Below are 12,291 nucleotides of genomic sequence, written 5' to 3' on the forward strand. Positions count from 1 at the left end.
GAGGAGATCCTCCCGGGGGCCTTCCCCGTGTGCGTCGCCGAGGCCGTGGACGGCCCGCTGCGGGCTCAGACGGCGGCGGGGGTGTCCGAGGCGCCGTTGTCCTGGTTCTCGGCCGTCTCGGAGGCGTCCACGTCCTCCTGCGAGCGCTGACCGGGGATGCCGGAGAGCCGGTTCTCCATCCGGATGCGCCGCTCGTCGGCCTTGGTGCACAGCGCCAGCGCCGCCTGGTTGAAGCGGACCGACGACGGCGGGTCCGACGGGCCCAGCAGGTGCTCCTTGAGCTCGGCGCGCTCCGCGGCCAGGGTGTCCTTCTCCGGGTTGCGGACCGCGTCGAGGAGACCGGCCACCTCCGCCGCCTCCGGCGTGAGGATCGTCGCCGCCCGCACGGTCGGGAAGTTCACCCGGAAGTCGTCCTCGCTCATCCCCGAGGTGTTGGCGACCGCGTACGGCTTCTCGCTGGTCAGGTAGTCGGAGACGACGCTGGAGACATCGCTGATCAGCACATCGGCCTGGTTGAAGCAGCTGAAGATGCCGGGGCGGGCGGTGGTGATGATGCGGTGCTCCCACTCGGGGAAGGAGTTCCAGTACGCCTCTTCCCAGGCGGTGACGGCCGCCGCGACGGCGGCCGCGCGGCCCTCCTCCGGGGTGCCCTGGAGCCGCATCCGCTCCAGCTCGTCCGCGCTCTTGCGGAACGCGGAGGTGGTCAGCGCGTTCAGCTCCTCGGTACGGCGGGTCAGTGCGGCGGCCGCCTCCGGGCCGGGCCGCTCCCCGCCGCGCCGGGCGTTCGCCTCGGTGATCATCGCCTGGATACGGGAGTTGGCGGCGCCCGCCCGCGGGTCCACGGAACCGGTCATCGGGTGCGGCTTGTACAGCAGCCGCACCTTCTCGTCGGCGAGCAGCTCGCGGACGATGTTCTCGCCCGCCAGGATCACCGAGGTGTTGCCCGGGTTGCCGTCCCAGCCCTCCCAGGTCGGGGCGTACAGCACGGTCGTCAGCCGGCCGGCCGGGGCGCCCGCGTACGGCTGGATCGGGGCCAGCTGGGGGCGGCCGACCTCGATGACGTCCTTGTCCTCGACGCCGATGTCGGCGAGCTGGTAGCGGTCACGGGCCGCCGGGCCCGCCACCCACACCTCGTCGTACGCCTTCGCGTACGGGTTGCAGGAGGACAGCTTGTCGCTCTCGCCGTGGTTGGTGAAGGCGTGCTTGATGGACGGGATCCGCAGGATCTGCGAGGTCTTGCCGGAGTTCGCCGGGTGCAGCAGCACCTTGAGCGTGGAGTGCTCCAGCCGCATCAGGTTGGCGACCTTGGGGATGCAGACGATCGGCACGTCCGTGGCCTCGATCTTCTGCACCATGAAGCGCTCGCGCAGCACGATGATCGGGTTGCCGTCCAGGTCGGCGAGGGTGCTCAGCCACATGTTGGCCTGGTAGGCGGACGAGGAGCCGCCGGAGAAGTACATACCGACCGTCGGCTCGTACTCCGCAAGCCAGTTGTCCAGCCACTCCAGGGCCTGCTTCTCGTTGGCCACCCGCTTCTTCGGCAGCAGCCAGGTGCCCAGGTAGAGCGTGCCGCCGGCGGACAGCGCCAGGGAGACGGCCAGGCCGATGCCGCCCCAGTACGCGTCGGTGGTGATCGCGGTGAGCATCATGCCGGTGGTGGTGGGCACCGAGAAGCGCAGCAGGCGCCGGCCCGTCTGGCGGGAGAGGATGCGCGGCGGGGCGTCCGTCAGCCGCAGCGCGCTCGCGTCGATGTTGCGGGTGACGAACGGCAGGCTGCGGGTCCGGCGGACCAGCACCGCGACCGCCTGGCACACGAAGTGGGTGCCGTAGAAGAGGAGCAGCGTGATGGTGAGCGGCGCCTGCTCCTCGAGCGGGTTGATGCCGTCGATGTGCAGCAGGCCGACCAGTATCAGCATGTCGCGCAGCAACTGGCGCACCGTGACGTCGAACCGGATCCGGCCGAGCACGGCGAGCAGGCCGGGCTGCTTGTGCTGGAGGACCAGGTCGAGACCCAGGTTGACCACGGAGGCGGCGATGAACAGCGGGATGACGGGCAGCAGCGCACCGAGGAGCTGCGCGGTGAAGGCGACCATCATCGCGAAGAGGGCCGCGAGCTGTACGGCTCGGCGGGGGACGATTCCGGCGGAAGGCACGGGGGAGGGCTCCTGGCAGCAACGAAGGTCAGGGAGAGGCCGAGGGGGGCGGCCGGGTCCCGCGCTGCGACGCCGCCGGAGCGGCGAAACGGGACCGATGGACACCCGACCGTATGACCTTGTTGGCCCTGGTGACAATCTGCTGTGGCTCTCATCACCGCGAAAGCGGATCAATCGAACGCAACCTGTTGGCCTCGGATTCTCTCTTAAGGAAAACCCCGCCGGGTATCGGGCGAACGGGAAGCGCGGCCCCTATTCTGCGCCACTTTTCCCCTTGCCGGGACCGGCCGGCCCCGTCTCACAGGCCGTCCGCCAGGCAATATCACGAAGCGCCCGTGGCCCGCTCTGCCGTAGATTGCGCCCGTAGGGCCGTGGTGCGGGCCGGGCAGTGTCCCCCGTACGGCGGTGGGATCGGCGAGCACAGGGGTATGCAGGTGGCAGGCGCAAGGCAGGACGTGAAGGACGCCCGCCGGATCGTGGTGAAGGTCGGTTCGTCCTCGCTGACGACGGCCGCGGGCGGACTGGACGCGGACCGCGTCGACGCGCTGGTGGACGTGCTGGCCAAGCACCAGGACAAGGAGATCGTGCTGGTCTCCTCCGGGGCCATCGCGGCCGGTCTGGCGCCCCTGGGGCTCGCCAAGCGGCCCCGCGACCTGGCCCGGCAGCAGGCCGCCGCCAGCGTCGGCCAGGGCCTGCTGGTCGCCCGCTACACCGCCTCCTTCGCCCGCTACGGCCGCCGCGTCGGCCAGGTCCTGCTGACCTCCGACGACACCAGCCGCCGGGCCCACTACCGCAACGCCTACCGGACCCTCGACCAGCTGCTGGCGATGGGCGCGGTACCGATCGTGAACGAGAACGACACCGTCGCCACCGACGAGATCCGGTTCGGCGACAACGACCGGCTGGCGGCCCTGGTCGCCCATCTCGTCCGCGCCGACCTGCTGATCCTGCTCTCGGACGTGGACGGCCTCTACGACGGCGATCCGGCCACCCCCGGCACCTCCCGGATAGCCGAGGTCCAGGGACCCAAGGACCTGGAGGGCATCTCCATCGGCAGCGCGGGCAAGGCCGGCGTCGGCACCGGCGGCATGGTCACCAAGGTCGAGGCGGCCCGGATCGCGGCCGCGGCCGGTATCCCGGTCGTCCTGACCTCCGCCGTGCACGCCGCGGACGCCCTGGCCGGCGGCACCACCGGCACCCACTTCCTGCGCACCGGCCGCCGCTCCGCCGACCGGCTGCTGTGGCTCGCGCACGCCTCCACCCCGCGCGGGGCGCTGATTCTGGACGACGGGGCGGTACGGGCCGTCGTCGAGCGCCGCTCCTCGCTGCTGCCGGCCGGCATCGCCTCCGTGGAGGGCGAGTTCTCCGCCGGCGATCCGGTCGAGCTGCGGGACGGCGAGGGCCGCGCGGTGGCCCGCGGCATGGTCAATTTCGATGCCCGGGAAATCCCCCGATTGATGGGGCGTTCGACCCGCGATCTCGCCCGTGAGCTGGGCCCCGCCTATGAGCGGGAGGTCGTGCACCGCGACGATCTGGTGCTGCTGCACTCCTGAGGGCCCCGCCCTGGCACGAAGTCCCCGTGGCGGCCGAAAACAGCCCCTCCGGCCTGGTGTGAAGACCGGCCTTTCCATGGAGACCTTGGGGAAAACGCCCCCGCGACGGGCCGCGGGCTGGTCAACTTTGTTGCGGGGGCGCCGTAGGGGAGCGGCGCCCGCAGCGCGCACGCGCATCCGCCGACGTACGACGACTCCGCACCCCCCAAGAGCGGAGCGATTCTCATCACAGGAGGCCGCCGGTGAGACGAGGGCGCCCAGGGGCACCGCCCCGAGGGACGGCGGAGCGCACACTGACCAGCGTCGGAACCGGCGAGGACGCGGGCCGGGACGAGCAGAGTGCGGAGCGTCCCGGGGCCGCGCAGCAGGCACCGGAGGGCGGCCGCCGGGAGGCGTCCCGGCTGTGGCACATCACGCTCAGCGTCTCCGGTGCCAAGGCCCCGCTGAGCGAGGTCCGGCGGGCGCTGGAGCAGCTCGCCCACGACCATCCGTTCCTGCTGACCAGTCGCTACGCCACCGACCACGCCGAGATCCGCTACTGGGAGGAGGCGCGGGACCTGCACGACGCCGCCGCGGTCGCGCTGCGGCTGTGGGGCGAGCACCGCTCGACGGCCAAGCTGCCGCCGTGGGAGATCGTCGGCCTGGAAGTCATCGACCGTGAGACGTATCACCAGCGCCTGGCGGAGGGGTACGGTCCGCCGCCGGCCTCCCCGGTAGGTGTGCACCCGTTCTGACCACCGGCCGTCCGCGTCCCGCGCTGTGAGATACGGCGTGGCCGCGGCCCGCCACCCCGCTAGGCTGCGGCCATGACCAGCAGCGCATCGCACTCCTCGCCCGTCCTCGAGACCGCCCGCCGCGCGCGGGAGGCAGCCGCCGTCCTGGCGCCACTGCCGCGTACGGCCCGTGACGCGGCGCTGCTGGCCATCGCCGACGCCCTGGTGGAGCGGACCGGGGCGATCGTCACCGCCAACGCCCAGGACATCGCCAAGGCACGGGAGGCCGGCACCGCCGAGTCGATCGTGGACCGGCTCACCCTCACCCCCGAGCGGATCGCGGCCATCGCCGCCGATGTCCGCCAGGTCGTGGCGCTGCCCGACCCGGTGGGTGAGGTGGTGCGCGGCTCGACCCTGCCCAACGGCCTCGACCTGCGGCAGGTCCGGGTCCCGCTGGGGGTGATCGGCATCATCTACGAGGCCCGTCCCAATGTGACGGTGGACGCCGCGGCCCTGTGCCTGAAGTCCGGCAATGCCGTGCTGCTGCGCGGCTCGTCCTCCGCGTACGCCTCCAACAGCGCCCTGGTGGACGTGCTGCGCGACGCCGTCCAGAGCGCCGGGCTGCCCGCCGACGCGGTGCAGCTGGTGCCCGGCGAGAGCCGCGACTCCGTACGCGAGCTGATGCGCGCCCGCGGCCTGGTCGATGTGCTGATCCCGCGCGGCGGCGCGTCCCTGATCCGTACGGTCGTCGAGGAGTCCACCGTCCCGGTGATCGAGACCGGCACCGGCAACTGCCACGTCTACATCGACGAGGCCGCCGACCTCGACATGGCCGTCGACATCCTCATCAACTCCAAGGCCCAGCGGCCCAGCGTCTGCAACGCCGCCGAGACGGTGCTGGTGCACGCCGGGGTCGCCGAGAAGTTCCTGCCGCGCGCCCTGGAGGCGCTGACCCAGGCCGGCGTGATCGTGCACGGTGACGCCGCCTGGCAGCAGGCCGGCCCCGGGCTGGTGGCTCCCGCCACCGACGAGGACTGGGCGACCGAGTACCTCTCGTACGACATCGCGGCCGCCGTGGTGCCCGACCTGGACGCGGCGGTGGCGCACATCCGGCGCTGGACCTCCGGTCACACCGAGGCCATCGTCACCACCTCGCAGGCCGCCGCCCGCCGCTTCACCCAGTTGGTCGACTCGACCACCGTCGCGGTCAACGCCTCCACCCGCTTCACCGACGGCGGCGAGTTCGGCTTCGGTGCGGAGATCGGCATCTCGACGCAGAAGCTGCACGCCCGCGGCCCCATGGGACTCCCGGAACTGACCTCGACGAAGTACATCGTCACGGGCGACGGCCACACCCGCTGAACGTCCCCCGGATTCCCCGTTCTCCCTGCCCAAAATGACCGGCCGGGGCTAACCTGGACGGGTGCCGGACGACGTGGGGGGCAAGCCGTTCCCGGACGGTGAAGAGCCCGACGAGCACCACCACGGGAGCCACGGAAAAGCGGACGAAGAATTCGCCTCCGTGGTCTTCGACGAGGAATTCGTCCGGTCCGCCCGTATTCACGAGCCCTCCGCGGTCGAGCGGATGCTGGCCGCCGCCGAGGCGCGCGCCGAGGCCGAGGCGACCCGCTCCGGGCCCGGGTTCGGCCCCGAGGGCGACGACCCGGACGGGCGCGGCCGCCGCCGGAGCCGGGATGCCGATGACTACGAGGGCTACGCCGATTACGGAGAGTATGGGGACGGGGAGTACGGCGACTATCCGCCGCATGACCCGTACGGCCCCTACGGCGGTGCGCTGCGTCCCTATCGGAGCAGCACCCGCTGGCACCGGCCGGTCGCCTGGGTGCTGGCCGTGGTGATGGGCGTCGGGCTGGTCGCGCTGGCCTTCAGCGCCGTCTACCGGGGCTCCGCCGGGCGGACCCAGAGCCCGGCCCCGGCACCCACCTCCAGCGGGGTGGACGCCCCCGTCACGGGCCGTACGGACAGCGTCCGGACGGCGCGCCCCGGGCTGCCGTCGCCGCCGGCCCCGGAGCCCCTGAGGCCGTCGTTCTCGGCGGTGCCCAGGCCGCACTGACGGCGTGGCACACTTCCCGCAAATCGGACGCCTGAAACCGCTTCGTCCGGTGAAGTTGCCGGGCTTCCCCGCGTTTACGTTCGCCCCCGCAGACCTACTCTTGTTGTATGACCGGGCCTGGTGACCCTCCGGAAGGGACGCCCAACGGCGCCCCGGGAGGCGGTGAGGACGAATACCGATCCGTCGTCTTCGACGAATCGTTTGTTCGGGCTGCGCGGCTTCAGGAGTTCTCCGCGGACGAGCGGCTCGGTGAGCATCATTCGCCGGCCGTCAAGACCCGGCACGCCTGGCGGCGGCTGGGCGGCTCCCGGCAGGCCATCCTGCTGGTGCTGCTGATCGTGCTCGCCTTCGGCACCGCCGTCTACATGGGCGTACGCCACCCCTACAAGGCCCCGGAGACGGTCCGGGCGCAGCCGCTGCGCTCCGCGGTGGTGCCGCTGGCGCCCTCCGGGAGGGTGCCCGGCGCGACCCCGGAGGATCTCTTCGCGCACAGCCCCGCGGCGAATTACCGGATCGGCGCCGCGGGCGTCAATCTGCCCCCCGTCGCCCGCACCGAGCACTTCTCCGACGGCCAGATCGTCTCCGCGCTGACCGTCGCGAAGGACTACATCGTCCGCTCCTCGCTGGACCCGGACACCCTCACCGGCGGCTCCGTACGACCGGTGCGGCTGCTGCTCGACACCCGCCAACTCGACCAGTTCGACCGCAGCCTGGCGCACCCCGGCGACAACGGCCACGACGCCGCGACCGGCTGGCTGGTCCGCTTCGACCCGCAGACCCGGCTCGCCGACCGGAACGTCCGGGTCGACGGCACGCTCTCCGCCTCGGAGTTGAGCCCGGACGCGCTCGATGTGACCGCCGACTACACCTTCGTCTACGCGGTCCGGCCCGCCCCGGGTGCGCCGGCCGCCGCATCGGGCGAGAACATCGGCAAGCCCACGCCGGGCGCCGCCTCGCTGGTCACCGTCCGCCGTGAGGTGCACTTCCGGCTGACCCGCGACAACCTCAGCGACCACCGCCTGGAGGTGCTCCAGAGCAGCCTTCAGGCCGGGCCGATGACCTGCTCCTCCAAGCCGGCCGACGCGCTGCGCCCGCTGTTCGCGGGACAGCACGCCGGCAACGACCGGCCCACGGGCACCGACCCCTACGCCAGGGAGCGGGTCAACCCTTCCCTCTGCGGTGAGCTGGCGCCCTCGGCCCAGCCGAAGCCGAGCCATCCGATGCGCTAGGGCGTGTCCGCAAAGTCCCGCCTGGCTCGCGCGGGCGAACGACGGGACTTTGCGGACACGCCCCAGGACCGGGTCCCAGGACGGGGCCTGGGCGTCCGAGGGGCGGGGCCTAGGCGTCCGAGCCGCCCGCTCCACCGCTTCCGTTGGCGCCGCCCGAGCCCTCGGGACGCCCGCCGCCGCGGAAGACCGTGTCGCGCAGCTTGCCGCCCAAGTCGCCCGCGCCGCCCGCGATATCGCGCACCAGGCCCATCAGCGGGTCCTTGCTGTTGCGCATCGAGTCGGCGTAGTGGGCGGCGGAGTCCCGGAACGAGTCGGAGACCGAGGTGTCCTTGTCCTCGTCCCGGCGCGGGTAGTGGCCGTCCATGATCCGCTGGTAGTCGCGGCTGGCCGCCCACTTCTTGAGCTCGGCCGCCCGCACGGTCGTGAACGGGTGGCTGCGCGGCAGCAGGTTGAGGATCTTCAGCACGGAGTCGCGCAGATCGCCGCCGGACTCGTACTCGTCCGCCTGCTTCAGGAAGGCGTCGACATTCATCTCGTGCAGATGATTGCCGCCGGCCAGCTTCATCAGACCGCGCATCGATGCCTGGAGGTCCTGCCCGACCAGCAGCCCGGCACGGTCCGCCGACAGCTCCGACTTGCGGAACCACTCGCGCAGCGCCGTCACGATCGCCATGATCGCGACGTTGCCCAGCGGGATCCAGGCGACCTTCATCGCCAGATTCGTCAGGAACAGCAGGATCGTGCGGTAGACCGCGTGCCCGGACAGCGCGTGCCCGACCTCGTGGCCGACGACCGCCCGCATCTCTTCCTCGTCCAGCAGCTCGACCAGGCCGGTCGTCACCACGATGATCGGCTCGTCGAGACCGATGCACATGGCGTTGGGCTGCGGGTCCTGATTCACATACATCGGCGGGACCTTCTCCAGGTCCAGGATGTAGCAGGCGTCGCGCAGCATGTCGTTGAGGTGCGCGAACTGCTGGTCGCTCACCCGCACCGAGTCCGACAGGAACAGCAGCCGCAGGCTGCGCTCCGGCAACAAGCCGCTGAGCGTCTTGAAGACGGTGTCGAACCCGCTCAGCTTGCGCAACGCCACCAGCGCCGAGCGGTCCGCCGGGTGCTCGTACGACCGCGACGAGATTCCGGGGAATCGCCGCCGGTCCCGGCTCGGTACGTTCGCGCTGCCGTCTGGGCTCTCCGTCATTGGGGCCTCCCCCTGTTCGACTGCGTGTGTTCAGAGTAGAGGACGCCACCGACAGGAGAATGGATGCTCGGGCGTACGCTGGCGATCGCACCAATACCCGCACAGGTTCGTACACATGGCCCGCGGACCGCACCAGAGGGAGCGCATCGTCATGCCGTATCCGAGCGTGCTGCTCGCCGCAGCCCAGGAGACCGCCAGGGACGGCGGACCCGGATGGATCCTGCGCGCGGTGATCATCGTCGGCGTCGTGGGTGCCGCCCTGCTCGCCTGGTTCCTGCTGCGCGGCTACGGGCAGGACTGACCCTCCGCCGGCCCGCCCGGGGCGTCTCCGGGCGGAGTCGCCGTGGGCCCCCGGTGGGCCGACGCTTACGATGTGGTGGAAGTCTCTGCCCGACCCCAGCCCGGATTGGTCCTGCCGACGATGAGCCTGCACACCACCGCACAGTCCCTGGCCACCCTCGCCGCCGAACCCGGCCACGAGGGCGGGCACGCCAGCCTCAGCCCCTTCGTGACCGGCGGCGGCGCCCTGTTTATCCTGCTTCTCCTGCTCTGGATCACCACCCGTTTCAACCGGGACCGCTGAGCCCCGGCACCCGGCACCCGGCATCGCGCGTCGCCCAGTAGGGTCTGCACGCATGGGAGAGCACACAGGGCCCGTGAAGCGGCGACTCGGAGTGATGGGCGGGACGTTCGACCCGATCCATCACGGACACCTCGTCGCCGCCAGCGAGGTGGCCAGCCAGTTCCACCTCGACGAGGTCATCTTCGTGCCCACGGGACAGCCGTGGCAGAAGAGCCACAAGACGGTGTCCCCGGCCGAGGACCGGTATCTGATGACGGTCATCGCGACCGCGTCGAATCCGCAGTTCTCCGTCAGCCGGATCGATATCGACCGCGGCGGCAAGACGTACACGATAGACACGCTGCGTGATCTGCGGACCGAGCACCGTGACGCGGATCTGTTCTTCATCACCGGCGCCGACGCGCTCAGCCAGATCCTGACCTGGCACGATGCCGCGGAGCTGGTCTCACTCGCCCACTTCATCGGGGTGACCCGGCCCGGCCATGTCCTCGCGGACCCCGGGCTGCCCGCGGGGGCGGTGTCCTTGGTCGAGGTGCCGGCGCTGGCCATCTCCTCGACCGACTGCCGGGCGCGCGTCGCCCAGGGGGATCCGGTCTGGTACCTGGTGCCGGACGGTGTGGTGCGCTACATCGACAAAAAGCAGCTGTACCGCAACGACGGCTGACGGGGCTGACGGAAAGGGGCACCGGTGAGCGACCGACAGGATCCGTACGGGCCGCGGGACCCGTATGCCCACGACCCGTATGCCCAGGAGCAGCAAGGGCAGCAGGGTCAGCAGGGCTACACCTACGACGCCTACGGGCAGCCGGTGTACCACGACGCCGCACAGCCGTCGTACCAGCAGCACTACGACGCGTACGGGCAGCAGGCCGCGCCGTCCGCCTATGAGGGCTATGACCCGTACGGCGGCCAACAGAGCGGCGGCCAGGCCCCCCAGGGGTACCAGGGCGGCCACCAGCCGTACCAGGCGCAGCCGGAGTACGGCTACGACGCCTACGGCGGCGGCCAGGTGCAGGACCGGCCCGGCCATCCGCAGCAGTACGACCCGTACGGCCGCCCCCAGCAGGACCCGTCCCACCAGCAGGAGTGGATCCCGCAGCAGGCCCAGCAGTCCCCGTACGAGCAGGTCCCCTACGGGGAGCAGCCCCGTTACGAGGAGGCCGCCCCGCAGCGCCAGGACGGCCCGCCCCGGCCGCCGGCGCAGCGCCGCGCCCCGGCGGAGGAAGCCGACGGACCGGACGCCGCGGGCAGGTCCGGCGCGCCCTCCGCCGACGGCCCCGATTACGGCACCGAGCAGTTCTCCTTCATCGAGGAGCCGGACGAGGACTCCGAAGACGTCATCGACTGGCTGAAGTTCACCGAGAGCCGCACCGAGCGGCGCGAGGAGGCCAAGCGGCGCGGCCGCAGCCGGATCGTCGCGCTGTCCGTCGTGCTGGCCCTGCTGGTCGCCGGCGGTGTCGGCTATCTGTGGTGGGCGGGCAAGCTGCCGGGAGTGGCCGGTCCGGACGCCGGCGCGGCCGCGGCCGCCGGGCAGAAGCGCGATGTCCTCGTCGTCCATCTGCGGGACACCAAGAGCGGGAACAGCTCGACGGCGCTGCTGGTGGACAACGAGACCACCCACAAGGGCACCACCGTCCTCCTGCCCAACAGCCTCCTCGTCCCCAAGGACGACGGCACCAGCACGACGCTCGGCAAGTCCGTCAAGGACGAGGGCACCGAGCCGACCCGGGACTCCCTCAACAACCTCCTGGGCGCCGACCTCAAGGCCAGCTGGCGGCTGGACACCCCGTACCTGGAGAACCTCGTCGAGACGATCGGCGGGATCACCCTGGACACCGACGCCACCGTCCCCGGCGCCAAGAAGGGCGCCTCCCCGGTCGTCAAACAGGGCAGCGCCCAGGACCTCAACGGCCAGGCCGCCGTCGCCTACGCCACCTACCTGAAGCCCGGCGAGCCGCAGACCAAGCAGCTCCAGCGGTTCGGCCAGGTCATGCAGGCGGCCCTGAAGAAGGTCTCCAGCGACGCCGACGGCGCCACCACCACGGTCAAGACGCTGCTCCAGGTGCTCGACCCGCCGCTCACCGAGGCCCAGCTGGGCAGCTCGCTGGCGCAGCGGGCGGAGCTGGCGAAGACCGGCGCCTACCGCACCACCCTGCTGCCCGTACAGGCGAACGGGACGCTCAGCCAGACCACCTCGGCCGGCGTGGTCAAGGACGTGCTCGGCGGCACGGTCAAGAAGACCACCCCCGACGCGACCGTCCGGGTAGCGGTCCGCAACGCCACCGGAAACCGGGCCGCCACCGGAAAGGCGCAGGTCGCGCTGCTCAACGGCGGCTACAGCTTCGTCGACGACGGCACCGCCGCCGCGGCCGGCACCGCGTCCCGGATCACCTACGCGAACGCCGCCCAGAAGGCCAAGGCCGCGGAGGTCGCCAAGACACTGGGGCTGCCGGCGGGCGCGGTCACGCAGGGCAAGGGCGCCTCGAACGCCGATATCACCGTGGTGCTGGGACGGGACTACAAGGGCTGACGGGCCGGACGCGCCCGGCTCCTCCGGCACCGGCCGGGGGCCCGGGCGCCCGGCCCCGGCGCTGACCGGCCCGGACGCCGGGACCGACCAGTGGGTTCGAAAACACAGCCGGGAGTGTCGGCGGTCCGTGAGACCCTTGAGGGGTACCTGACCGCCGATCCGGCTGCCCATGGGGGACTGCGGCGCGCGCCGCGGCTCCGCAGTGAGCCAGCGCCCCTGCCCGGCCGGAGAGGCTGCCCTCGAACCGGAAAGCCG

The 12,291-nt window shown here is 71.7% G+C and carries 11 protein-coding genes; 9 read left to right on the plus strand and 2 right to left on the minus strand.

Features of this window, described 5'->3' with window-relative positions; translation table 11 throughout:
• Positions 1-65 precede the first annotated feature (65 nt).
• Positions 66-2,153, minus strand: a complete 2,088-nt coding sequence (locus ACFWJW_RS14815) for a hypothetical protein (protein ID WP_387239995.1) — start codon at positions 2,151-2,153, stop codon at positions 66-68.
• A gap of 434 nt (positions 2,154-2,587) precedes the next feature.
• On the opposite strand from ACFWJW_RS14815, the gene proB reads away from it, so the two are divergent.
• The 5 genes from proB (at position 2,588) to ACFWJW_RS14840 (ending at position 7,722) form a co-directional block, all read left to right on the plus strand.
• Positions 2,588-3,706: a glutamate 5-kinase gene (proB, locus tag ACFWJW_RS14820; protein ID WP_387239998.1), complete on the plus strand. Its 1,119-nt coding sequence runs from the start codon at positions 2,588-2,590 to the stop codon at positions 3,704-3,706.
• 242 nt (positions 3,707-3,948) lie between these two features.
• Positions 3,949-4,440 carry a hypothetical protein gene (locus tag ACFWJW_RS14825; RefSeq protein WP_387240001.1) on the plus strand — a complete coding sequence of 164 codons (492 nt, stop codon included), beginning with the start codon at positions 3,949-3,951 and terminating at the stop codon, positions 4,438-4,440.
• Between the two features lie 72 nt (positions 4,441-4,512).
• Positions 4,513-5,781 (plus strand): glutamate-5-semialdehyde dehydrogenase, encoded by a 1,269-nt coding sequence (locus ACFWJW_RS14830; protein ID WP_387240004.1) that lies wholly within the window; start codon positions 4,513-4,515, stop codon positions 5,779-5,781.
• Between the two features lie 61 nt (positions 5,782-5,842).
• Positions 5,843-6,493 carry a hypothetical protein gene (locus tag ACFWJW_RS14835; RefSeq protein ID WP_387240007.1) on the plus strand — a complete coding sequence of 217 codons (651 nt, stop codon included), beginning with the start codon at positions 5,843-5,845 and terminating at the stop codon, positions 6,491-6,493.
• Positions 6,494-6,600: 107 nt separating this feature from the next.
• The gene (locus tag ACFWJW_RS14840) at positions 6,601-7,722 is read left to right on the plus strand and encodes a hypothetical protein (protein WP_387240010.1); all 1,122 of its coding nucleotides are present in this window, start codon (positions 6,601-6,603) and stop codon (positions 7,720-7,722) included.
• 109 nt (positions 7,723-7,831) lie between these two features.
• Here the strand turns inward: ACFWJW_RS14840 and ACFWJW_RS14845 are convergent, their stop codons facing one another.
• The gene (locus ACFWJW_RS14845; protein ID WP_387240013.1) at positions 7,832-8,923 is read right to left on the minus strand and encodes a M48 family metallopeptidase; all 1,092 of its coding nucleotides are present in this window, start codon (positions 8,921-8,923) and stop codon (positions 7,832-7,834) included.
• A gap of 151 nt (positions 8,924-9,074) precedes the next feature.
• Here ACFWJW_RS14845 and ACFWJW_RS14850 point away from each other — a divergent pair, with 151 nt between their 5' ends.
• The 4 genes from ACFWJW_RS14850 to ACFWJW_RS14865 all read left to right on the plus strand — a co-directional run bounded on the left by ACFWJW_RS14850 (position 9,075) and on the right by ACFWJW_RS14865 (position 12,036).
• Positions 9,075-9,224: a hypothetical protein gene (locus ACFWJW_RS14850; RefSeq protein ID WP_167352495.1), complete on the plus strand. Its 150-nt coding sequence runs from the start codon at positions 9,075-9,077 to the stop codon at positions 9,222-9,224.
• A 120-nt stretch (positions 9,225-9,344) separates the two neighbouring features.
• The gene (locus ACFWJW_RS14855; protein WP_018088238.1) at positions 9,345-9,506 is read left to right on the plus strand and encodes a hypothetical protein; all 162 of its coding nucleotides are present in this window, start codon (positions 9,345-9,347) and stop codon (positions 9,504-9,506) included.
• 52 nt (positions 9,507-9,558) lie between these two features.
• Positions 9,559-10,170, plus strand: a complete 612-nt coding sequence (nadD, locus tag ACFWJW_RS14860; RefSeq protein ID WP_042154737.1) for a nicotinate-nucleotide adenylyltransferase — start codon at positions 9,559-9,561, stop codon at positions 10,168-10,170.
• A 24-nt stretch (positions 10,171-10,194) separates the two neighbouring features.
• On the plus strand, positions 10,195-12,036 hold the full coding sequence (locus ACFWJW_RS14865; RefSeq protein WP_387240018.1) for a LytR C-terminal domain-containing protein: 1,842 nt from the start codon (positions 10,195-10,197) through the stop codon (positions 12,034-12,036).
• The last annotated feature ends 255 nt before the right edge of the window (positions 12,037-12,291 follow it).

The organism is Streptomyces sp. NPDC127097, assembly GCF_042724075.1.
Taxonomy (GTDB): domain Bacteria; phylum Actinomycetota; class Actinomycetes; order Streptomycetales; family Streptomycetaceae; genus Streptomyces.